Origin of the sequence: Niallia sp. Man26, from assembly GCF_022049065.2 — a bacterium.
Taxonomy (GTDB): domain Bacteria; phylum Bacillota; class Bacilli; order Bacillales; family Cytobacillaceae; genus Niallia.
The window spans coordinates 352,703-374,751 of the sequence record NZ_CP095744.1 but is presented as its reverse complement, the minus strand read 5'-3'; the positions used below and the strand labels follow the sequence as shown (position 1 = coordinate 374,751).

Genomic DNA, 22,049 nt, shown 5'->3' with positions numbered 1-22,049 from the left:
TTTTTCTGTTTATAACAAGGTAGCCGCCGAATAGGTAAAAGGTGAATTGCATAACAGGCTGTCAAGGTGATGGAAAACTTGAAAAAGACTTGGACAGCTGTAACACACAGATGTTTTCTTCAGAGAGATTAATGCGGTAAGCATAATTCATAGTAATACTTTCATGGAGGATTGTCAGCACAAACCTATGTGACTGTATCGGAGGAAAAACCGAGAGGGGAGAGGTACAATGGCTGTAAATGATACGAAAGTACAAGAAACATCGCTTCATACACTGAAAGCAACTTCAAAAACGGTGCATTGGGGCTATTTTGATAATTCTGTTAAGCCAGCGTTAGAAATAAACTCCGGTGATATCGTGAGTGTAGAAACAGTAACACACCAAGCGGGGGACGCACCTGACTTGATGATGGATGACGGGATTAAAGAAATATACGATAATATTCCTTTTGAGCAAAGAATACCAGGTGCTCATATTATGACTGGACCGATCTATGTTAAGGATGCAACACCTGGAGATATGCTTCAAGTAGAAATTCTGCAGCTAACTCCACGCTTACCTTATGGTGCAAACTTGCTGGCGAATTGGGGCTTTTTATTTAATGAATTTGATAAAAAGGAACGAATCACTATTTATGAATTAGACCGAGAAGGCAAGTGGCTGAATGCTAAATTTGCTTACGACTACCCTTATGAATACAACATCAATGGCAGAATTATTGCACCTGAAGAGGCTATAAGGGAGCCTGCATTAACAAATATGCAAATACCAGCAAGACTTCATATCGGCAATATGGGAGTCGCACCTAAGGAAAAGGGTTGCTTTAGTTCAACACCTCCAGGAATGTATGGAGGAAATATCGACAACTGGAAAATTGGTGCTGGTGCTACGATTTATTATCCAGTCGGAGTAGAAGGCGCATTGCTGTCCCTAGGTGACGGTCACTTCGCGCAAGGAGACAGTGAACTGAGCGGAACTGCAGTAGAAGCTTCATTAAATTGCTTGTTAAAAATAAATGTCCGTAAAGACATGGCCTTTCACTCTCCCTTGCTTGAAACAACTGATGCATGGATAACCCATGGTTTTCATCCGGATTTAGAGCAAGCTGCAAAAAATGCAGCGTTAGAAATGGTTGGATTTCTGAGTTCAAGATATGGGCTGTCAAGGCAAGATGCATACTCGTTAATCAGCGTTTGTGGCGATTTTTCGATAACACAAGTGGTGGATGAAAATAAAGGAATTCATGTATCAATCCCAAAAAGTGTATTGCTGCCTAAGGCTTAGGATATATCCTAAGTCTTTTTATTATTCTTCTCCTAGTTCTGTTTATTCCGATCAGAAGCTGAAATGTAAAAAAACTTCTATTTTTCTAACAGAAGTTACCGTGAATTTCTCCACAAAAATTGTCCATAATAAAACAGTCATGAACAGCATAATTTTTAGGAGGAAATGAAGAAAAATGAGAATGTTACATTCACTAATAACATGTATGATGATTCTTTTATGTGCAGTCGGTTTAAACCCAACTGTCTCCGAAGCACAGCGAGTAACACATGATCCTGTAATTTTCGTGCACGGATTAGGGGGAAACAGTACTAACTTTTATTTCATTAGAACCTATTTGAAGCAGCAAGGCTGGGCAGATAATGAGTTGTACGCCATTGAATTACTTGATAAAACAGGGAACAGCATTACCAATGCGAAACAGCTGTCTACTTATGTAGATGATGTGCTAAGAAAAACGGGTAAGAAAAAGGTTGATATTATAGGACACAGTGCAGGCGGGATAAATGCGCTAACTTATATTCTGACTGATGGGGGAAATAAAGTTAACGATGTAGTAACATTAGGATCCCCAAATCGAGTAATAACAACAAAAGCACCCGTCGGAACAGATCCAAACCGCAAAATCCTTTATACATCCATCTACAGCAAAAACGATTATATAACACCTAACAAACTTTCCATCCTCGATGGAGCAAAAAACATTGAAATAACTGGTGTTGATCATTTTGGGCTTGTTACTAGTAAAAAAGTAAATGACTTGATTAAGGTTGCTTTGAATGGCGGCGGGTTGAATACGAATAAATAATTAAAACCCTATTATGTGGACATGAGGTTAACATAATAGGGTTTTAATCTATTTACAATTCGTCCAGTATGGTTGTTACAGAGTACTCTGCCACATAAGGCTGATTCTCATTTAAAATGTCATCTGTAAAGTTTATTCCATCTACAATAACTGTTTTCTCGTTATTCTTAGTATGGGAGAGGCTAATGCTTACTACTGCATCACCATTATAGATATTCAGCGGTGTTAATGTTTCATTTAGGCTATCATAGAGCAGCAAATCTCCGTTTATTACAGTCCCGTATACGTAACTTTTGACAACTAATATGTATTGATCATCAAGCCATAGTGCTTGCTTCGGATAGTAATTGTTTTCATTCTCGTTATCCACTTTTACTTCTACCGTACCCTCATCCTTCATGTACACAAAAAGACTTCCACCTTCTTCAAAACCACCGAGGGGATTAAGCAGTATGTTCTGATAAGAAGGGGAGTAAGAGATAACATCGTTATTGTTTAAATAATTAAAAGTACTTGTTTTTCCATCATTTGTAGAAACGACTAGTTTCTCTTCAAAAGGTGTATATGTTAACTCGAAATTATCGATGCTTTCTGTTGTCGAGTCATCTTGAGGTAATATGTCATTATTTGCTGTAACGACTGCCTTTTCCTTACTGCCAGTTTTAGTTTTCTCGTCCATTGATGGTGCTGAATTAGATTCTTTTTTCTTTTCAGATGCTTCTTCAGAGTAACTTTGATATAAAATACCCCCGTAAAAAGCTCCTCCAAGCAATAATACGATAATTATTCCTGTGATACTGATTTTCCGTTTTTTCTTTTGCATTCTCATTAATAACTAGACCTCACTTTTTTCTTAATAACGTACAAAATAATAACATAATTAAGAACATTTAAGAATAGCAAATTTAGTAGTTATTAGTGATATAAAAAAATAGAATACACTTCCTAACAAATCTTACCGGTTGTTTCTCCTCTCGAAATATATAACAATAGTTATAGCAAGATAACTTCTAAACCATAGGGGGAAATAATGAAGACTACCAAATTACTAATTTCATTAGTTGCATGTATGGCTATTATTGTTTCTGTTGTTGGAGCGAAACCTTCTGTTTCCAAAGCAGCGTCAAGTCATGACCCGGTTATTTATGTGCACGGAACAGGCGGTAACAGCACAAACTTCTATGCAATTAAAAGTTATTTAAAATCACAAGGCTGGGCAGATAATGAGCTTTATGCTATTGAATTATTAGATAAAACAGGCAACAGCTATACAAATGCCAAGCAGCTTGCAACATATGTAGATCAAGTATTAAAGAAAACCGGCAAAAGCAAGGTCGATATCATCGGACACAGTGCAGGCGGTATTAATACATTGACTTATATATTGAACACTGGCGGAACAAAGGTGAATGATGTTATCACATTAGGATCGCCTAACAGATTTGTTACATCAACAGCACCAGTTGGCAAAGATTCTAACGATAAAATTCTATACACGTCTATTTACAGTTCAAATGATTATTTAGTACCAACATGGCTTTCTAACCTTAAAGGAGCAAAAAACGTTGAGCTTAGTGGAATTGGCCATTTAGGGTTGGTTGCTAACAGCAAGGTAAATGAGCTTATTAAAGCAGGATTAAATGGCGGCGGTCAGAATACAAACTAAAATGAATATAAAAAATGACTCAAGAGCTGTCTTGAGTCATTTTTTTATATATCAGTTTTTAGTATTCGAGTTTATTATTTTGCCGAGATCCAACTCATGTACTGTGTCACACAGAATCTCAATATCCTCTTTACTATGGCTGGCGAGTAATATTGTTTTTCCTTGATTTTTCAGCTCTAAAAGGATTGTTCGAATATCTTTAACTCCTTGGTTATCCAAGCCATTCATCGGTTCATCAAGTATAAGGATATCAGGATCTTCCATCAGTGCTTGAGCAAGACCAAGTCGCTGCCTCATTCCGAGTGAATATTTGCCGACATGTTTTTTACTTTTAGAATCTAATCCAACTTTTTCAATTACATGTAAGATCTGTTCCTTTGATATTTGCTTTTTGATTGCAGCAAGAAATTTCAAATTGGTGTATCCATCATAATTAGGCAGAAATCCCGGTGCTTCAATAATGATACCTATATTTTCTGGCACATCACAGTCCTGACCGATTTGCTGATCATCTATCTTAATACTTCCAGATGCTGGGATAACGAACCCGCAAATACACTTTAAGAGAATGGTTTTCCCAGAACCATTTCTGCCAACTAAACCGTGAATTTTGTTTTTTTCAAACGATAAGGAGATGTTATTTAATACAGTCGTTTCTCCAAACCTTACTGTTAAATCATGAACCTTAATACCTGCATGCATCTTAACTACTCCTTTCTTGCTTATATAGGTGGTAACACATTAATCGTTTGCTTGCGGTTAATTACAATGGCTGATATTATCATTATCCCGATCAGTAGAGCAAAACTAATATAAATATAGGTTATCGACGGCATTGGAGTTGTTCCATTAATATCAATCCGTGCAAGATTGCTCCATGACACAGGTGAAAAGCGGTATAAATAATATCTATTGGTAACAGCCGCATCTAAAACTAGCAGGAAGGATGCCGTTAATATTCCAAACACTCTAGTGTTCGAAAAGGAATTAATAACATAAATAATAAGCCCTAAAAATACTCCGGTTAACCATGAAAGCAGGAGAGAAAACCACAATGCTTGAATGGGCGAAAAATAGTGTAAAACATCTGAAGGAATAAATGTTTTTAAATTAACTACTTCGGCTGCATTAGTATTTGCAAGTGTGCCAAGAACTTTTCCCCATTCCATTGTAAATTGGATATTGAAAAAGTTAAGCCCGATAGATAGGAGCAGGAGAAAGATAAAATAAACTGCTGAAGCGATGAAAATATACCCAATTTGTCCGATGCTCCATGGAATTCTGCCGCTTCTTGCGATTATATAGGGCTGGTTCTCGTCAATAAAAGGAGCATCACTGAACAGTAATAGTAAGGGGAAAAAGAACAGTAGCTTAATAAATTTCTGAGTAAAAAGAAACGGAAACATCCATGGCGAGACATTAATATCAATGTCTTTTCCAAAATCTACGATTTCCTTCGTAAAGCTATGTGTCAAAATGATCAGCAGAATAGCGATAATCCAAACTCGGTAATTGGAGGACCATTTGCGGAAATTTTGCAAACACACAAATCTTGCTGTATTAAACAACTTCATTACGCACCCTCCTCTTAACTTGATAAGAAAACAGCCATCCAGCTAGTATTGATAACATAATAAAAATAAAACAAAAGTAGATAAAACTGATGAGGGGACCTTGCTGAATGACATCTGAACTTCTTGTAAGTAAGTACAGGTTAAATGCATTTGGAAGTAGGATGGTAACTTCTTCTAAAACATAACTGGCAATAACAGGTGCAACTATTGCAGCAAAGTGAATTGGTATAAACGCAGAGAAGGTTAATCCAACAACTGTCCATAATGCTGCTGCCATACTAAAAACAAAACTTTGTGCTAGTAAATATAAAGGCGGGAAAATACTGGTACTAAGTGATTTAAATGGTGGAAACAATACTTGGTTTAAATCTTCATTTGGAAACAAGGGGAACTTAAATGACAGTAAGATGATAAATAGGATTTGTCCTATAAATACAGTTAATAAACCACTGACAAAACAAGTAATAATTTTTGACCACACATATTTGCTAATCCCTGTACGGATGACAACTGGTTTTATAAATTGGCATTTCCAATCACTGCAGAAGCTGGATACATAAGGAAACGCAGCAAATAAAACTACTAATTTTTTAAACATTGTTAAGCCTATAAAAATATCAAAATAATAAGCTACATCTCCAGCAACACTGTTAATTTCTTCCCAGACGCTTATAAAACAAAGTAAAGTAACACCGATGATGGAAAGGTAAAAAACAGGAGACGAAAATACTTGCATAAACGACATAGTTAATGCTCTACTTTTCATATTAATAGTCACTTCCAATACGCAATTCTTGGCCCGTATCTGCATCGATTATGATAGTAAAATAATCGGATGCTGTGTTTGTGCCTTTTTCATCACTAGACGTTACATCCTGTTTGGCGGTAAAGACCCATGCAGGGGTTAGTTTATAGCTGATGGAATCCTGCTTGGACACAATTGGAACATACTCTAATGCTATTTTTGATATTGTTATTGGGTCTGTTAATATGACATCTTTGTACTTGTTTTCAACCATGTTTAAGGCGTCTTCCAAGGAAATCGGATTTACTTTATTTTGTATTGTTTTGCCTGTATCATATATGCCGTCTAGAGTTAAGGCAATTATTCCATCTTTATTAACAACACCTACTATCCGGCTTCCTATTACCGGTATTTCAGCAGCATTACTAAAATAACCTTTGTTTGTTATGATTAGATTGTTATGTACAACAGGAAAGGTGACTACATATGCTTCATCAGCCTTTTCCCATTTGCGAGGATGACCGCCGTCCTTTTGTTCGTAATCCTCCCATTCATTTTCTAATGTTTCTAAATCTAAAGCAATCACATCTGGATTTCCAAGGTTGGTTATACCGTATTCATTTGCTGCCTTTTTAACCTTTTCAATGGCATCGTTGCTATTAATATTTTCAAGTGCTGTTTTTTTGTATATATCGTGCAAATCAGACCGTATATTGGGTTTTGCACCATATATAACATCAGAATATTCACGATCACTGTAAAATGAATCCTCAAACCTAACAGTACCTAATTCTATCGACATATACGATCCATCCGTAAATTCAAAATATACATCTTTATAGTCTGGTTTAATCTCATTATTGTTTTCAAAAGTATCTGTTAATTCTTTATTATTTACAAGTTCCTGCTTTAACGGATCGTTCTTAAAGTCCTTCGGTGAGATGGAGAGTGAGGGATAATCTTTATTTTCTCCACCAGCTATATCTGCTTTTACAAGCAAGTTTTTGTCCAATTCCACATCAAGATTATCAGGTGTTGGTTCATTTGATTTGTTTGCCTGTTTCGAATCAGATGCAGCGTTTTGTTCACCTGTTGGAAAGCAGCCAGAAAGCACGACTAGAAATGTGCAAAGCAGCAATAACCATATTTTTTTCAAGACTTATACTCCTTTCAAAAATGATTAAGTAATAATCAGAGACCGATGCAGGTAGTAGTCGGTCTATGTTAATTTAGACGATTTAGCTTGTTAAGAGTACCAATAACCTTCTGAGTGTACAGAGTATTTATCTGTATCCGCTTGCAGAATTAAACTTTGACCTTTGTTCGCTTTTTTACTATAAGCTTTGACAATTTTTTTTGCATTAGAGGGAGTTACCCTAATGTAACCAGTGTAAGATGTTGCACTAGTTGACGGGCTTTTTCTTATGTTGTAGTAGTATATATCAGAAGATATTATATTGTGCTTTGTAGTGTAAATATAGCCTTTTTGTTCAGTATCATCTTTCGGGTTAGGTGCAGAATACGCTACACCACTATTTTGCGACGGAGTTACATTAAACGAGAAGGATTTTTTCTGTGCAAACCCAGTAGGAGTCAAGATTGAAAAAAGAAAAGCGGTAATTAATAAACCAGGGATAAGTTTCTTTTTCATTGTTTTTCTCCTTTTAATCATTTTTTTATAATCTGTCAGGGACCTGCATGCCAGATTACATGTAAAATATAACACGGCTAAAGAATTAATAGTTTTGCGAATTATGACATTTTTCTATTAATCTAGTATTTTAGAGTTAAAGTCCTGAAGACTGTGACATTTTTCGTAACTGAAATAAGCTAAAGGATGTGGTATTGTTTAAAAGCTGTTTTAGATTATGTTTAAGAAAACTTCTTTTTTAAGCTGCTGATAATTATCATGTAAAAAGAATCAATTTCCCCCAAATATTTGCAACGTGCTGTCCTTACAGGTATAGTTAAAATGTAAACGATTTCATTTAAAAAGGGGGAAGGCAATTGAGAAATTGGTACGGAGTAAAATTGTCATTGCCGCAAACTGTTAGTTTATCATCTCAGGTAAGTGCTCAAAGCGGGGAAAGCCAATATGATAAAGACGGTGTTTTTTATGAAATCTATGTGAAATCTTTTTATGATTCTGATAGTAATGGCCATGGTGACTTAAAAGGGGTTATCAGTCAGCTTGATTACTTGAATGACGGCAATAGGAGCACCAGTAAAGACTTGCAAGTAAATGGAATGTGGCTGATGCCGATTAATACGTCACCAAGCTACCATAAATATGATGTGACAGATTACTATAATATAGATCCTGAATATGGAACGTTGGAAGATTTTCGTAACCTGACTAATGAAGCACATAAACGGGGCATGAAGGTAATTATGGATTTAGTTGTTAATCATACGAGCAGTGAGCATCCTTGGTTTAAGGAAGCCAGTCAAGATATAAACAGTAAATACCGTACTTATTATGTGTGGGCAGATGAACATGCCGATTTAAACGAAACAGGATCATGGGGTCAGCAAGTATGGTATAAAAACCCAAACGGAGAGGGCTATTACTATGGCACATTTTGGTCTGGCATGCCTGATTTGAATTTTAATCATCATGACGTTAGAGCAGAAATGATTAAAATTGGGCAGTATTGGCTCAGCCAAGGGGCCGACGGTTTCCGGCTGGATGCGGCGATGCATATCTATAAAGGGCAAACTGAAGATGGTGCAGCTAATAACCTCGAATGGTGGAAAGAATTCAGAGCTGTGATGCAGCAGAGTAAACCAGATGTGTATTTAGTCGGTGAAGTTTGGGATTTGCCAGAGGTAGTTGCACCGTACTATGAGGCATTAGATTCAGCCTTTAATTTCCATTTAGCAGATAAAATCATCCTTTCTGTTAAAAGCGGCACAGATCAAGGTATTACCGCAGCAGCACTAGCAACAGCAGCACTTTACCACACTTATAATCCCACTATAATCGATGCCATTTTCTTATCCAATCATGATCAAAACCGTGTTATGAGCGAGCTGAATAGTGATGCTGCTAAAGCGAAGTCGGCCGCATCCATTCTGTTGACATTGCCTGGCAATCCATTTATCTATTATGGGGAAGAAATCGGTATGACAGGCGCAAAACCAGATGAGTTCATCCGTGAGCCATTCCGTTGGTTTGAAGGCGACGGGGAAGGCCAAACAAGCTGGCAAACACCAACCTACAATATTGGCGGAAATGGTATCTCTGTTGAAGCACAAGACAACGATCAAGCTTCCCTGTTAAACCACTATCGTAAAATGATCCGTGTTCGCCAAGGGTATGACGAGTTACTAAAAGGAAATTTAGAAGCGATGGAAGTCAATAATGCAAAAATAGTCGCCTATAAACGGACCCTCCACCAAACCATCCAGATTTATCATAATATTTCAAATGAGACAGTTGCAGTAACTATTGCCGGCAATGGAGAAGTAGTTTTTTCAAGTGAAGCGGGTGTAATAAAGAATGATTCGATGTTAACTATACCTGCTAATACTACTGTATTAGTAAAATAAATATCCAGTTAGATCCTGTTTAGGCAGGATTTTTTTTAGTGGGAAATTAAATGAGTGATTCAGGGGTCACTATTGTAAGGGTCTATGATATTTTTACGTAAATGGAAGAGTGGTTTGTTAAAAGGTGGAATTTCAATAAACCTGTTATATAAAGGGTTGAATAATAGTGTCTAATTATAGTCACTATAATGTCAAAAATCTCTTAACTTTTATAGTAATGTACTCATAATGCATAAATTTACAGCCATTTTCTTAAATGTGCGTCACTATGTTAAGACCCTATTATTCCTTTTAGGATTTATAGAGCATGTCAGATTAGGAATAGAAGGTATGCAATCCGAGCATTTTAAACATATATCTATATTTGATATGTTATAGTTATTAGAGAGATTTTTTACAAACATAGAATAAGTGAGGTTAAGATTTTGACAAAATTATTTTACAGTCTGTTTGCTGTGCTAATATTGCTTGCAGGATGCAGCGATAATAATTCAACTCCGAAAGAGGAGACAGAACAAACTGAAGACAAAGCTTCTCAGGAAGAAACACAAAAAGAAATAGTTAATTTCATTAATAATGATATTGCAAAGGTTTCTGCCTATGAAACAGAAGCAAATGACGAATTGGCAACTGTTTCTGGTGACAATTACAGTTCAGAGGATAAGCTATATGATGTGCTGACAAATAAAGTAATTCCTACATACGAAAAAGCCGTTAGTGAAGCAAAAAATATACAAGTGAATTCTTCAGAACTGGAACCATTGAAAAAGCAAATGGAAGATGCAACAAGCACTTACTACGAAGCTTTGCAGCTTGAAAAAGAAGCGCTGGAAAAGGATAATGAAGAACTGTTCGGGAAATCTAACGCAAAAGCACAAGAGTACTTGTTGATGTTGAAAGATTATCATGAAGATATGGCAAAACTAGCGAAAAAATATGATATTGATTATCAGCAAGGTGCTGAATAATTAATTAGGAGGTAAGCCGATGGTTTACCTCCTATATTTATGCCCTAAGATAAATCTGCTTTACTTGAATCATTTTCATAGCCATTCTGTTAAAATGGAGAAATTAAGTAGGAAATTTGCCAATAAATATTATAAAATTAATGATAAATTAGTATGTGAAAGAAAGTGGAGGGGTATCCATGAACGAATTGAATATCAATACAAATCCTGGTTTTTTCACAAGAATAAATGCTGCCATGTCAAAACTAAGGGATTCTGAGAAAAAGATTATAGAGTTTATTGAACAAAACCAAGATGAGATAATTCATCTTTCCATTACAGAAGTCGCTGAAAGAAGTGAAACAAGTGAATCTTCTGTTGTCCGTTTATGTAAACGCCTTGGTTATAAGGGGTTTCAAGACTTAAAAATAAACTTGGCAAAGGAAGTCATTGCCCCTGAAAAACAAATTCATGAAGTGATTGAAAAGGGCGATGACGTTGTCATGATTAAAAAGAAGGTATTCCAGTCAAATATTCAGGCACTTTATGATTCAATCGAGGTTTGCAGTGACGATGAATTAAGAAAAGCAGTGGACGCTATATCAAAAGCTCGCGTAATTGAACTATATGGAACGGGCGGCTCAGGGGCAGTCGCAGCGGATGCTCATCATAAACTGTTAAAGCTAGGTATAAAATCATTTACCTATAGCGATCCTGTCCTTCAGGCTATGTCAGCAAGTGTACTCACACCTGAAGATGTTGTTATCGCCATTTCACATACAGGCTCTAACACAGACGTTTTAGCGGCGGTGAAAATTGCAAAAGAAGCAGGAGCTGCCATCATATGTATTACGAATTCTTCAAAGTCTCCTATTACTAAAATTTCGGATATTGTGCTGCAAACAGCTTCTAAAGAGACCTTATTTCGAACAGATGCCATTTCATCAAGGATTGCTCAATTAACTATTATTGATATTTTAGTTGCTTCTGTTGCGAATCAGCAATATGAACTGTACTATAGCAACTTGCAGAAAACCCGAAAGTCCACTACTGATAAAAAGATGTAAGAGTGTGATTGGAAAAAATCTTCAAATTTTCTAAAAATATCTTGAAGGAAATTACCACCCTGTGATATGATGAATGTGCAAAAGGAAATAACAGAAAATTCTATACAACTAGACCGTACTTCTTGTTTTTTGAAAATACAGCGTAGAAGGAGGGATTTACCAAGATTCTCTTATTGTCATGTGAGAAATAGAGGAATTGTTTCACACTATTGGTAAATTCCTTCTATTTTTTTGAATTTATTGTGAAGGAAATTTTCTTCATAAAGGAGAGAACAGAAAATGAAAGCAGCTGTATTTCATGGTCCTAATAATATGAAGCTGGAAGAAGTAACGAAGCCGGAAATTAGTGAAAACGAAGTGCTTGTAAGAGTAAATGCAAGTGCTGTATGTGGCACAGATATTCGTATTTATGAAGGCAAAAAAACAAAGGGCGTTCGAACTCCGTCGGTGATTGGTCATGAGCTTGTCGGCACCATTGCAGAAGTCGGTGCAAAGGTAATGGAATTTAGTGTTGGTGACCGAGTGGGAATAATGCCAGTTATTCCGTGCAGGAAGTGTTACTACTGTTTAAATGGCAGGGAGAATGTTTGTGCAAATCGTACTGCGATTGGCTATGAATTTGACGGCGGTTTTGCAGAATATGTGAAAATTCCAAGTACAGCTCTTGAAGCTGGCAACCTGGTGAAGATTCCAGATAATTTGTCCTTTGAACAGGCAGTCATTGCAGAACCGCTTGCATGCTGCATGAACGGCCAACGAAAAGCAAATGTAAAAATGGGCGACGTTGTAGTAGTTATTGGCGGCGGACCTATTGGGCTGATGCATGTACAATTAGCCAAAATAGCAGGGGCGACTAAGGTGATATTGAGTGAACCAATTGATCATCGCCGTGCTAAAGCGGTTCTTGCAGGTGCCGATTATGCTGTGAACCCGGAGGAAGAATCACTTGAGGATATTGTTTTAAGTGAAACAGATGGTTTAGGGGCAGATGTAGTCATCATGGCAATAGGCATTCCTTTCTTAGTTAAAACGTCCGCCAATCTATTAAAAAAAGGCGGTACATTAAATCTGTTTGCTGGATTTACAAATGGCGTCTTGGCGGAGATTGATCCTAACATTATTCACTATAATGAGATTACCATTAATGGAACCTCTGCTTTAACAAGAGCTGATTATCATAAATCATTGTCTCTCATTGCATCACGCAAAATCAATACGGCTGCTATTATCACAACAGGCTACACTCTTGAAAATATCGAACAGGCAATTTTAGATGTAAAGAATGGTAATCATATGAAAACAGTCATAACCCAATAACAAGTAGAAATAATATGAGAATAGGAGTGTTATTTATATGTCATTATTAGGTAAAGAAGTTCGTATGAATCGTCTATTAAATCAAAAGTCTGGAAAACTATTAGCTGTTGCAGTCGATCAAGCAATGGCACGGGGTATTTTTGAAGAGCTGATGCCAATTCAACGTAAATTAGATGAAATTGTAGCAGGTGAACCTGATGCCATTACGATGCATAAAGGCATTGCGGATATGTGTTACCGTCCTCATGCTGGCAAAACAGGCTTTATTTTGAAGTGCTCTACGTTCTCCCCTTGGCAGCCAAATTATGATGCATGGGTAACAGAAGTAGATGAAGCAGTGCGACTAGGCGCAGATGCAGTGTCGATGGGCTGTATTGTAGGCGGTGATGATCAGCCTGAACAATTACGCAATCTAGGTATCATTGCTGGTCAGGCTGCAGCTCACGGCTTGCCAATGATTGCACATATTTATCCAAGAGGAAACCAAATTCCTGAGAATGAAAAAAATGATTGGAAGAATGTAGCCTATGCAGTTCGTGCTGGCGCTGAGCTTGGTGTGGATATCGTGAAAACAAAGTATACCGGCAATCCAGAAACTTTCGCTAAAGTGGTTGCTTCTACTCCAGGAAAGGTAGTTGTCGCAGGCGGAGAAAATGGAAATAATATTGATGACTATTTCCAAATGGTTTACGATGTTATCGATGCGGGCGGGGTAGGTATCACGTTTGGCAGAATGGTATGGAATAATCCTAATCCAACAGCGGTTGTGTCAGCGTTTAGAAATATTATTCATAATAAAGGAACTGTTAAAGAAACAATAGAACTTTATAATGAGTTAATGAATTCTCCATTGAGTGTATAGAGGGTGGTATAGTTATGTCTCATATCATTGGCATAGATATTGGCACTAGCGGGATAAAAGTTGGTGCAATGAATAAAAAGGGAGAATTAGGGTTTCTTGAGTATGAGCCCTATTCTCTTCTTTACCCTGCCATGGGCTGGATTGAAATTGATCTTGATGATATTTGGAGTAAAACGAAAACATTGCTGTTAAAGGTGTGGCAGCAAGTTGAGCTTGAAAACACAGGCAAAGTAGAAGCAATCTCTCTGTCTACTTTTTGTAATAGCTCGGTGTTTTTAAATGCAAAGGGCGAGCCCCTTTATCCAGGCATTATGTATTTAGATCAAAGAAGCACACAAGAAGCAGCTTGGATCAAAGACCAAGTCAGTGAGAAATCTCTGTTTGACATTACTAAAAATCGATTAGAACCTGGAATGTATACGCTTACAACTCATTTATGGTTTAAAAACAATAATCCAGAATTATATGCGCGCACCTACAAATGGGGGAATCTTTCTACCTTTATTCTGCACAAGCTGACAGGCAATTTTGTGATGGATTGGACGCAAAGTTCCTTTAGCGGGATGTATGATGTCAAAAACTATCGTTGGTCTCCTGAAATATATGAGGCGGTTGGTATAAACCCTAAGAAGCTTCCTGAGGTTGTTGATCCAAGTTCTATCGTTGGGGAATATGTGCATCCAGTAATTGCGTCCGTCCGCATACCTGTGATTGCCGGTGCAGCAGATACAGCATGCTCCACTGCCGCCCTCGGAATCGGTGTCAATGAAATGTTCGAATCTGTCGGGACTTCTAATGTTTTAACTGTTTGTACAGATAATCCAGAGCTGTTAGATAAGCGATTTTTAAATAGATGCCATGTTATAAAGAACCATTGGTTGTCTCATGGAGCCATGACCTTTCCTGGTGCAGCTATACAATGGTTTTACGACCAATTTCTAAAGCCGGAAGGATACACGAAAGCTGAGTTAGAAGAATTGTGCAAACAATCAGCACCAGGAGCAGGCGGTGTCTTTTTTCTGCCTTATATGCAAGGAGAGCGAGCCCCGATTTGGGATCCTAATGCAAGAGGGGTCTTTGTCGGCATACATTTAAATACAACTAAAGCCGATATGTTTCGAGCTGTGTTAGAAGGCTGTTCTTTTGGTTTGAAACAAATTAATCAAATTATTGAATCAGACTATCAACTCCGCGTTAAAAGCTACCAATCTATCGGCGGCGGGGCAAAAAATCGGGAATGGGCCCAAATTAAAGCAACTGTACTAAACAAAAGCGTTCATATTAAAGATATTTCGGAGACAGGTGTATTAGGAACATGTATGATTGCTGGCACCGTAATAGGCTATTTTGATTCATTGGAGGAGGCGGTTGAAAAAATTCACAATAATACGATTTCCATAATAAAGCCAGACTTGAGTAAGCGAGTGCTTTATAAGCAGTTAAATAATGTGTTTCATCAAATTTACCCGTCTTTAAAAACATTTTTTGCATTAAGCAATCAAACACTTTCTAAAGCTGACAATGAGACAGAAGAGGATGAAGAGGTAATTATTTAGTATTTTTTGTAAACCCTTACAAAGAGAAAAATAGCAGTTTTTATGAGGAAAATACTATTTTTTATGATTGGGGGAAATGAAATGAGTTTACCTGAATCCAAGGTCAATCCAGGATTAGAAGGGAAGAGAAAGTCAGGATATCGTTGGTTAGTTCTTTCGCTTATTTTTGTGGTCTATATTGTTTGTTATGCTGATCGAACGAATATCGGTGTTGTGCTGCCATTTATTCAACAAGATTTTACGCTTAACAACTTTCAAACAGGGGCTATATCAAGTTTTTTCTTCCTAGGCTATGCCATTTCACAAATCCCGGCCGGTTTCCTACTCGGCAAAAAAGGAACTCGCGGAATAGTAGCTATTGCTGTTATTGCCTTTTCCTTAGTCACCTTTTTCCTTGGGATGGTTTCAAGTGCTGCACTTTTGATTTTACTTCGTTTACTGCTAGGTTTAGCAGAAGGTCCTGTTCCTGTCAGTATGTCAACCACCATTAACCACTGGTTTCCGGCAAAAGAAAAAGCTACCGCAACAGGAATTTATATTGCTTCTACACAGCTTGCCCCAATCTTTGTACCCATCATTGCTACAGCTATTGCCATGTCTTTCGGTTGGCGTTATGTTTTTTACTGGTTTGCTATCCCTGGATTTATAATTGCGATCATTTGGTATCTGGTTGTCAGAACAAAGCCTGAAGACAGTCCAAAGGTATCAAAAGAGGAGCTAGAATATATTCGCCAAGAAGAAGTGCCGACAGAGGCCGCAACGGAAAATAGATCACTAGGCTGGCTAGATAAAGCTATTCGTTACCAAAAAGTCGCTAAAATCAGCACATCTAAAGAAGTTTTTACGTCTTGGAATATTTGGGGTAATACATTAACTTATTTTTTAATGAACAGTGTATTATACGGCATGTTGACATGGGTACCTATGTATTTAGTCAACGCAAAAGGCTACTCCTTTATGAAAATGGGCTTTGTCGCGTCTACACCTGCAATCGGCGGTCTGTTAGGTGCTCTTTTAGGCGGAATTATTTCTGACAAAATATTCTTAAAAAGACGTAAGCCAACCATGTTAATTACAGCCATCGCTACCGCATTGATGATGCTTGTCGTGATGAATATTCCAGATAACGCCATTCTTGTTTCCCTTAGCTTAGGGCTGGCAGGCTTCTTCCTTAATATTGGCTGGCCCGCATTTACTGCTTATCCGATGGGGTTAACAAATAGAAATACATTTCCTGTCGCGATTGCAACAGTAAACAGCGGCGGAAACCTAGGCGGATTCTTTTCCCCAATGATTGTTGGCGCAATCCTTGATGCAACTGGAAATTATAATATCGCCTTTGGATTCTTTGCGGTCATGCTAGTGCTTGGCTTCTTCATTATTACCACTTTAAAGGAACCAGCACTAGAAGGATAAATTCATAGTCATTTATAGGGCAGAGGAGTTTTCCCATGCCCTGTTTTATTGTAAGCTATAATTATTGAAATACTTTCCAGTTGAAAAGGTGGAGATTGTCTTGAAACAAACTGTATATATTACTAGAAAACTGCCAGAAGACATAATTAATACACTTTCCCTTCATTTTCATGTGAGAATGTGGGAAGAAGAGAATATCCCCGTGCCAAGGGATATTTTACTTAAGGAAGTAGAAGATATTGATGCTCTTATTTGTCTCTTAACAGATAAGATTGATGAAGAAGTCATCGGCAGAGCTCCACATCTAAAGATAATCAGCAATGTCGCAGTAGGCTACAATAATATCGATATAGCAGCAGCGGTAAAAAGGGGAATACAGGTTACGAACACACCTGGAGTGTTAACAGAAACAACTGCAGATTTAACATTTGCTTTGCTGATGGCGACAGCTAGAGGTGTGACAACTGCTTCTGAAGCTTTGCGTAACGGAAAGTGGGGCGCATGGTCTTTAATGGAATTTACCGGACAAGATATTTATAGTGCAACATTAGGGATTATCGGCTTAGGAAGAATTGGCGAAGCGCTTGTTAAAAGAGCAAAAGGCTTTGATATGAATGTGCTTTACTATAATCGTTCCCGAAAGCAAGACAAAGAACAGGAGCTTGATATTCACTATGCAGAATTAAACGATTTATTGCAGAAAGCCGATTATGTGTGTCTGATGATTCCATATAGTACTGAGGTGCATCATCTGATTGGCAAAGAGGAATTGTCCCTAATGAAGCCTACTGCCATTCTCATCAATACAGCGAGAGGCGGACTGGTCGATGAAGATGCTTTATATCAAGCTTTAAAGAATCGAGATATTTGGGCAGCTGGGTTAGACGTCTTTGAAATTGAACCAGTACCTGCTGATCACCACTTGTTATCTTTAAATAATGTGGTGACATTGCCTCATATTGGCAGTGCAAGCTACAAAACAAGAATGAGCATGGCTCAGCTTGCTGTCGAGAATGTTGTAAGCGTACTAGGTGGTGGTGAAGCCTTAACTCCTGTTCAAATGTAAATTCTGTGTACCTCCATTTATGAAATAAGTGGAGGTTTTTACGTGGAATTACTCCTTTAGTCTAGTATTAAATCTTTGACAAAAAAGAAAAACCACCAAGCAACAATCATTAAATGTGCTGCTGTTACAGTGAGTGCCCATATAGAGCCCTCTTGCAAACCAATACCGATATACTCCCATTCATTCAATCCATCACTGCGGCCTAATGCAATGCGAATAAAAAAGAAAGAAATGGTGTGATTAAAGTTACAATTGCAGTGAAAACAGATAGAGCCCTTTTTCGTTTACGGATTGCATTATAAATAGCTGCAGCTAATGTCGCGATAATAAACAAATAATAGAATAACCAAACCCAATTAGGAAGAGTCTCCGAACATCATAGTTCAATCTTCTTTCAGACGTTTCTCTTCATAAACACTATATGCGTTATACGTAAAAAAGAAGCATATCAGATATGCTTCTAGCGTTATTATGATGGATACCATGAAAGCTTGCTATCACTGTCCAATGGAAGCGATTTTGTTTCAGCACTCAAGGAATCAAACCATTTGCTTGCAATCTCTTCCTTTGCCAGTTTTGCATTAGCATCATCTTCCCAAATGATATGGGAAAACCATGCTCCCGTCGCCGATTCGAATTGCAGTTCAGCAAAAGCAATCAAAGAATGTTCAGCCTGTGCGAAATTGCCATTAACTGCCGAGGCGACAGACGCTGCTTGCGGCATTAATTCATTCTTAATTTTATCCTTTATGTTAGCATCTTCAAGCTCATCCCACATTACTAATTTCCCATCGAGCTGATAGAAAATTTCAAAAGATGGTTGTGTTCTCATATCCACTAAAATAAAGGCACGTTCCACGGAATTGTTTGCTGCCTTAACAGTATTTAAGATAATATTTTGCGCCATCTCCACCCAAAAATTGATGGCTTCCTCTTCAGGTGAGCCTAAGTAAAACTCTTCTTCAAGCTCTGTTGCAGCAGCTTCTCCTTTGTTAACGTCTTCGACTTTCTTAAAAAACCGATTAAAAAATCCCAACTTATACACTCCCATTCTAGTATAATCTTAATGCAATTATTATAGATTATTTTACAGTTTTAACCAAATGTTTCGTCGGTCATGGTATTGATTCCTCCCTTTTTCCTATTGAACCAATACTTTAATTAGTAACAATAAAGCTTAATGACGGCCTTATCCCCATTATTTTTTCAAGAGAGCTGGCAATCAAGCTTGCATATCGTTCTTCTAACCAATCACGTGCGAAGGTATTTGGACAAAATATGCGAACATATTGCGAATCTTTCATTTCAATCGTTGTGTCTTTGAGCCATGTATGAAAAGAGGGAGCAGATAATTTCCCTTTGATATCATTCAATGTTTTTTGCCAAATTTCTTGATTAGCAGGGGCATTGTATTCTTCGTTCTGATTTTCTTCCTGCGACAGACTATTATTCCTTTTCATAGTCTTCATTTCCTCTTTTAGCTTTAGATAAGTACTAAGGTCCTCTATATCAAAATCGATAAATGATTCAACTAAAACTCCAAACTCTTCATAAGATAGTTCAGAATACTTGAATAACACAAATGCCCCTTTAAAGTCTTCCTTTTGTAATGCCATCTCAATTCGCTGCTTATCAATTGTTTTGTATATATCCTTCATTGTTAAAGTATCCATTGTAGCCTCCTTAGATGGAAAGAGTGTAAAAAAATTATAAAATGACTTAGCAGCGAGCACAAATATAAATAGACCTAGCAAATCATAGAGGTAATTTGATATAGATAGAGGCAGAAATTAAGATTTAGCAAGGAAAGATAGTATTTTTTTAATGTAAAATTAAAAGGAAGTTTGGCACTCGAAGTGGTAAAAATATTGGAAATTTGCAGCAGCTGTCTTGCTGAAAAAATAGTGAAAAACACAGACAAAGTTGATGAGAAAGAGCATGACATTCGTCCATTTATGATCAGATGGCTGAACAGCCTTGGTGCAATGGTGCTTTACGCTGCTCCTGCCTATGTTTTATCTTGCTAGACTACTAGTTTTATAGCAGGATATGTTGGTTGTCGTTGGCAGTAAAAAAACATTGTAATAAAAACAAGGAAATGCTGATCAGACATAGTGTTTGAGGGACTTTTTTATTAAAGGGTACAAATAGTGTCTATAATAAGACACTATTTGTAAACTAGTTAAAATATGTCCTAAAGTTAGAGGGACTTTCCAATTATTTTTAAAGATAATGTTCCTTGCTGAGACCATATTTTTTTTGCACAAATGAAAAAAACACGTATAATAATGTTAATTAATATTAGAAATGGAGTACACAAAATGGTCCAATCAATTAATACAAAAGTCGATTTAGTTAGTGATGCAACCTCACATATGGGGATTTCAGAATATGGAAAAATCATGATTGGCGACAAGGGATTTGAATTCTTTAACAGTCGTGATGCTCGGAAGTTTATTCAAATACCTTGGGATGAAGTTGATTTTGTAACGGCATCAGTTATGTTCAAAGGGAAATGGATTCCTCGTTATGCTGTTCAAACGAAACTAAATGGGAAGTATATATTTTCTTCCAAAGAGCCTAAAAAAGTTTTGCGCGCCATTCGCAATTACGTAGATCCAAGCCATATGGTCCAATCTTTAAGTTTCTTTGATGTTATTAAACGGGGTTTTAAGAGTAAAGTAAAAAAATAGTTTTGCCTACCATTTTGGCAGAAAAATTATATTACAGTGATTATGTTGTCTACAATTCCGTTTGAATAAACCAGCCAGAAGGGCTGGATGTATTCATGCTGCAAGTATACTTGGTGAGAATCGTTAAATTTTTTTAAAATCTTTCTTGTAAGCGTTATATTAGTGTGCTATAATTTCTTTGGAAGCTCAGTAAAGAGGCATCCAAATTTTTAACTATTAATTTAAAGCGTTTACATAAAACTGGATATTTATCATATTTTTTACGTGTTACTGATTCGATCAGGCATGAGTTAAAAGTATTGATTTTTTTGAGGATTAAGGGGCAATCTATACCTATATTCTCATTTAAAATCGACTTTTTACTCATGCCTTTTTTGTTATTTATATCGAAAATGTAACCGCTTTAAATGAGTTGAAAAAAACAGCTGAATAATATTTGGTTAAATCACCATGTTATTTAGCAGTAACACTAATAAAAGGAGGTAAAAAGATGGTAGGAATTATCATTGCTAGTCACGGTGAATTTGCCACTGGTATCATGCAATCTGGAGCAATGATCTTCGGAGAGCAAGAAAATGTAAAAGCAGTTACTTTGATGCCGAGCGAAGGACCTGGTGATGTCAAAGCAAAAATGAAAGAAGCAATCGCCTCTTTCGACAACCAAGACGAAGTATTATTCTTAGTCGATCTTTGGGGTGGAACTCCATTCAACCAAGCCAACAGCTTGATTGATGAACACAAAGACAAATGGGCAATCGTTGCTGGTATGAACTTACCGATGTTAATTGAAGCATATGCATCACGCTTCTCGATGAACACAGCCCATGAAATTGCTGCCCATATTTTAGGAACAGCAAAAGAAGGGGTTAAAGTAAAACCGGAAAGCTTAGAACCAGCAGACACAACTGCTGCAGCTGCTGCCCAAAAACCTGTAAATGCAGGTGCGCCTGGTAAATTTGAATATGTGTTAGCACGTATTGATTCTCGTTTGCTTCACGGCCAAGTAGCAACAGCATGGACAAAAACGACACAGCCTACGCGTATTATTGTGGTATCTGATGCAGTGGCAAAGGATGAGCTTCGAAAGAAATTGATTCAGCAGGCTGCTCCTCCAGGTGTTAGGGCACATGTTGTACCAATCAAAAAAATGATCGAGCTTGCCAAAGACGATCAACATTTCGGCGGTCAACGTGCATTACTTCTGTTTGAAAGCCCGCAAGATGCACTTAGAGCGGTTGAAGGCGGTGTTCCATTAAAGACAATTAACGTTGGTTCCATGGCACACTCACCTGGTAAGGTTCAACCGAATAAGGTTTTGGCCTTTAGCCAGGAAGATATCCATACTTTCGCTAAACTGAAAGCAGCGGGCCTAAACTTTGATGTACGGAAAGTTCCGAACGATTCAAAAGGCAATATGGATGAAATTCTTAAAAAGGCTCAAGAGGAATTAAATAAACAAAAATAATCGTAAATAGAAAGAACGGGAGGACTAATA

Annotated in this window: 23 protein-coding genes; 14 read left to right on the top strand and 9 right to left on the bottom strand. The window is 37.3% G+C overall.

The features are described 5' to 3' along the window. Positions 1-229 precede the first annotated feature (229 nt). Positions 230-1,285: an acetamidase/formamidase family protein gene (locus tag L8T27_RS21285; RefSeq protein ID WP_237942846.1), complete on the top strand. Its 1,056-nt coding sequence runs from the start codon at positions 230-232 to the stop codon at positions 1,283-1,285. A 175-nt stretch (positions 1,286-1,460) separates the two neighbouring features. After that, positions 1,461-2,093 (top strand): esterase/lipase family protein, encoded by a 633-nt coding sequence (locus L8T27_RS21280; RefSeq protein ID WP_237942844.1) that lies wholly within the window; start codon positions 1,461-1,463, stop codon positions 2,091-2,093. 52 nt (positions 2,094-2,145) lie between these two features. Here L8T27_RS21280 and L8T27_RS21275 read toward each other — a convergent pair whose 3' ends face one another. Then, positions 2,146-2,922: a hypothetical protein gene (locus L8T27_RS21275; protein WP_248574497.1), complete on the bottom strand. Its 777-nt coding sequence runs from the start codon at positions 2,920-2,922 to the stop codon at positions 2,146-2,148. Between the two features lie 201 nt (positions 2,923-3,123). Here L8T27_RS21275 and L8T27_RS21270 point away from each other — a divergent pair, with 201 nt between their 5' ends. After that, positions 3,124-3,759, top strand: a complete 636-nt coding sequence (locus tag L8T27_RS21270) for an esterase/lipase family protein (protein WP_233315131.1) — start codon at positions 3,124-3,126, stop codon at positions 3,757-3,759. A gap of 51 nt (positions 3,760-3,810) precedes the next feature. On the opposite strand, the gene L8T27_RS21265 is transcribed toward L8T27_RS21270, so the two are convergent. The 5 genes from L8T27_RS21265 to L8T27_RS21245 form a co-directional block, all read right to left on the bottom strand. Next, positions 3,811-4,461, bottom strand: coding sequence for an ABC transporter ATP-binding protein (locus L8T27_RS21265; RefSeq protein ID WP_237942840.1), 651 nt, complete (start codon positions 4,459-4,461; stop codon positions 3,811-3,813). Between the two features lie 20 nt (positions 4,462-4,481). Then, positions 4,482-5,333: a hypothetical protein gene (locus tag L8T27_RS21260; protein WP_237942838.1), complete on the bottom strand. Its 852-nt coding sequence runs from the start codon at positions 5,331-5,333 to the stop codon at positions 4,482-4,484. Further along, positions 5,320-6,099 carry a hypothetical protein gene (locus L8T27_RS21255; protein ID WP_237942836.1) on the bottom strand — a complete coding sequence of 260 codons (780 nt, stop codon included), beginning with the start codon at positions 6,097-6,099 and terminating at the stop codon, positions 5,320-5,322. The genes L8T27_RS21260 and L8T27_RS21255 overlap by 14 nt, the downstream gene beginning before the upstream one ends. 1 nt (position 6,100) lies before the next feature. Then, complete coding sequence (locus L8T27_RS21250; protein ID WP_237942834.1) at positions 6,101-7,234, bottom strand: hypothetical protein; 1,134 nt, start codon at positions 7,232-7,234, stop codon at positions 6,101-6,103. A 90-nt stretch (positions 7,235-7,324) separates the two neighbouring features. Next, entirely contained in the window at positions 7,325-7,729 is a 405-nt protein-coding gene (locus tag L8T27_RS21245; RefSeq protein ID WP_237942832.1) for a hypothetical protein, read from the bottom strand. Positions 7,730-8,085: 356 nt separating this feature from the next. Here L8T27_RS21245 and L8T27_RS21240 point away from each other — a divergent pair, with 356 nt between their 5' ends. The 8 genes from L8T27_RS21240 (at position 8,086) to L8T27_RS21205 (ending at position 17,861) form a co-directional block, all read left to right on the top strand. Next, the gene (locus L8T27_RS21240; protein ID WP_237942829.1) at positions 8,086-9,630 is read left to right on the top strand and encodes an alpha-amylase family glycosyl hydrolase; all 1,545 of its coding nucleotides are present in this window, start codon (positions 8,086-8,088) and stop codon (positions 9,628-9,630) included. 425 nt (positions 9,631-10,055) lie between these two features. Next, positions 10,056-10,598 carry a hypothetical protein gene (locus L8T27_RS21235; protein WP_233315138.1) on the top strand — a complete coding sequence of 181 codons (543 nt, stop codon included), beginning with the start codon at positions 10,056-10,058 and terminating at the stop codon, positions 10,596-10,598. 179 nt (positions 10,599-10,777) lie between these two features. Next, a complete protein-coding gene (locus L8T27_RS21230; RefSeq protein WP_233315139.1) occupies positions 10,778-11,644 on the top strand; it encodes a MurR/RpiR family transcriptional regulator in 867 nt (288 codons plus the stop codon). Positions 11,645-11,923: 279 nt separating this feature from the next. Next, the gene (locus tag L8T27_RS21225; RefSeq protein ID WP_237942827.1) at positions 11,924-12,961 is read left to right on the top strand and encodes a zinc-dependent dehydrogenase; all 1,038 of its coding nucleotides are present in this window, start codon (positions 11,924-11,926) and stop codon (positions 12,959-12,961) included. A gap of 37 nt (positions 12,962-12,998) precedes the next feature. After that, on the top strand, positions 12,999-13,823 hold the full coding sequence (locus tag L8T27_RS21220; protein WP_233315141.1) for a class I fructose-bisphosphate aldolase: 825 nt from the start codon (positions 12,999-13,001) through the stop codon (positions 13,821-13,823). 14 nt (positions 13,824-13,837) lie between these two features. Further along, entirely contained in the window at positions 13,838-15,379 is a 1,542-nt protein-coding gene (locus tag L8T27_RS21215; protein WP_237942825.1) for a xylulokinase, read from the top strand. 81 nt (positions 15,380-15,460) lie between these two features. Further along, positions 15,461-16,795, top strand: coding sequence for an MFS transporter (locus L8T27_RS21210; protein ID WP_237942824.1), 1,335 nt, complete (start codon positions 15,461-15,463; stop codon positions 16,793-16,795). A gap of 100 nt (positions 16,796-16,895) precedes the next feature. Then, the gene (locus L8T27_RS21205; RefSeq protein ID WP_233315144.1) at positions 16,896-17,861 is read left to right on the top strand and encodes a 2-hydroxyacid dehydrogenase; all 966 of its coding nucleotides are present in this window, start codon (positions 16,896-16,898) and stop codon (positions 17,859-17,861) included. 56 nt (positions 17,862-17,917) lie between these two features. On the opposite strand, the gene L8T27_RS28805 is transcribed toward L8T27_RS21205, so the two are convergent. The 3 genes from L8T27_RS28805 to L8T27_RS21195 all read right to left on the bottom strand — a co-directional run bounded on the left by L8T27_RS28805 (position 17,918) and on the right by L8T27_RS21195 (position 19,534). Further along, positions 17,918-18,049 carry a hypothetical protein gene (locus tag L8T27_RS28805; RefSeq protein ID WP_267913346.1) on the bottom strand — a complete coding sequence of 44 codons (132 nt, stop codon included), beginning with the start codon at positions 18,047-18,049 and terminating at the stop codon, positions 17,918-17,920. Between the two features lie 281 nt (positions 18,050-18,330). Continuing rightward, entirely contained in the window at positions 18,331-18,897 is a 567-nt protein-coding gene (locus L8T27_RS21200) for a hypothetical protein (RefSeq protein WP_237942822.1), read from the bottom strand. A gap of 121 nt (positions 18,898-19,018) precedes the next feature. Beyond that, on the bottom strand, positions 19,019-19,534 hold the full coding sequence (locus L8T27_RS21195; RefSeq protein WP_233315145.1) for a DnaA N-terminal domain-containing protein: 516 nt from the start codon (positions 19,532-19,534) through the stop codon (positions 19,019-19,021). Positions 19,535-19,717: 183 nt separating this feature from the next. Here L8T27_RS21195 and L8T27_RS21190 point away from each other — a divergent pair, with 183 nt between their 5' ends. From L8T27_RS21190 to L8T27_RS21180, 3 genes are all read left to right on the top strand, one after another. Continuing rightward, on the top strand, positions 19,718-19,888 hold the full coding sequence (locus L8T27_RS21190) for a hypothetical protein (RefSeq protein ID WP_248574496.1): 171 nt from the start codon (positions 19,718-19,720) through the stop codon (positions 19,886-19,888). 294 nt (positions 19,889-20,182) lie between these two features. Continuing rightward, complete coding sequence (locus L8T27_RS21185; protein ID WP_237942818.1) at positions 20,183-20,554, top strand: DUF956 family protein; 372 nt, start codon at positions 20,183-20,185, stop codon at positions 20,552-20,554. 490 nt (positions 20,555-21,044) lie between these two features. Beyond that, on the top strand, positions 21,045-22,019 hold the full coding sequence (locus tag L8T27_RS21180; protein WP_237942817.1) for a mannose/fructose/sorbose PTS transporter subunit IIA: 975 nt from the start codon (positions 21,045-21,047) through the stop codon (positions 22,017-22,019). The last annotated feature ends 30 nt before the right edge of the window (positions 22,020-22,049 follow it).

Coding starts and splice junctions, on each gene's coding strand:
- L8T27_RS21185 (WP_237942818.1), top strand. CDS start 20,183: ATGGTCCAATCAATTAATACAAAAGTCGATTTAGTTAGTGATGCAACC.
- L8T27_RS21280 (WP_237942844.1), top strand. CDS start 1,461: ATGAGAATGTTACATTCACTAATAACATGTATGATGATTCTTTTATGT.
- L8T27_RS21255 (WP_237942836.1), bottom strand. CDS start 6,099: ATGAAAAGTAGAGCATTAACTATGTCGTTTATGCAAGTATTTTCGTCT.
- L8T27_RS21195 (WP_233315145.1), bottom strand. CDS start 19,534: ATGGATACTTTAACAATGAAGGATATATACAAAACAATTGATAAGCAG.
- L8T27_RS21285 (WP_237942846.1), top strand. CDS start 230: ATGGCTGTAAATGATACGAAAGTACAAGAAACATCGCTTCATACACTG.
- L8T27_RS21265 (WP_237942840.1), bottom strand. CDS start 4,461: ATGCATGCAGGTATTAAGGTTCATGATTTAACAGTAAGGTTTGGAGAA.
- L8T27_RS21180 (WP_237942817.1), top strand. CDS start 21,045: ATGGTAGGAATTATCATTGCTAGTCACGGTGAATTTGCCACTGGTATC.
- L8T27_RS21260 (WP_237942838.1), bottom strand. CDS start 5,333: ATGAAGTTGTTTAATACAGCAAGATTTGTGTGTTTGCAAAATTTCCGC.
- L8T27_RS21220 (WP_233315141.1), top strand. CDS start 12,999: ATGTCATTATTAGGTAAAGAAGTTCGTATGAATCGTCTATTAAATCAA.
- L8T27_RS21230 (WP_233315139.1), top strand. CDS start 10,778: ATGAACGAATTGAATATCAATACAAATCCTGGTTTTTTCACAAGAATA.
- L8T27_RS21275 (WP_248574497.1), bottom strand. CDS start 2,922: ATGAGAATGCAAAAGAAAAAACGGAAAATCAGTATCACAGGAATAATT.
- L8T27_RS21270 (WP_233315131.1), top strand. CDS start 3,124: ATGAAGACTACCAAATTACTAATTTCATTAGTTGCATGTATGGCTATT.
- L8T27_RS21215 (WP_237942825.1), top strand. CDS start 13,838: ATGTCTCATATCATTGGCATAGATATTGGCACTAGCGGGATAAAAGTT.
- L8T27_RS21245 (WP_237942832.1), bottom strand. CDS start 7,729: ATGAAAAAGAAACTTATCCCTGGTTTATTAATTACCGCTTTTCTTTTT.
- L8T27_RS21225 (WP_237942827.1), top strand. CDS start 11,924: ATGAAAGCAGCTGTATTTCATGGTCCTAATAATATGAAGCTGGAAGAA.
- L8T27_RS21210 (WP_237942824.1), top strand. CDS start 15,461: ATGAGTTTACCTGAATCCAAGGTCAATCCAGGATTAGAAGGGAAGAGA.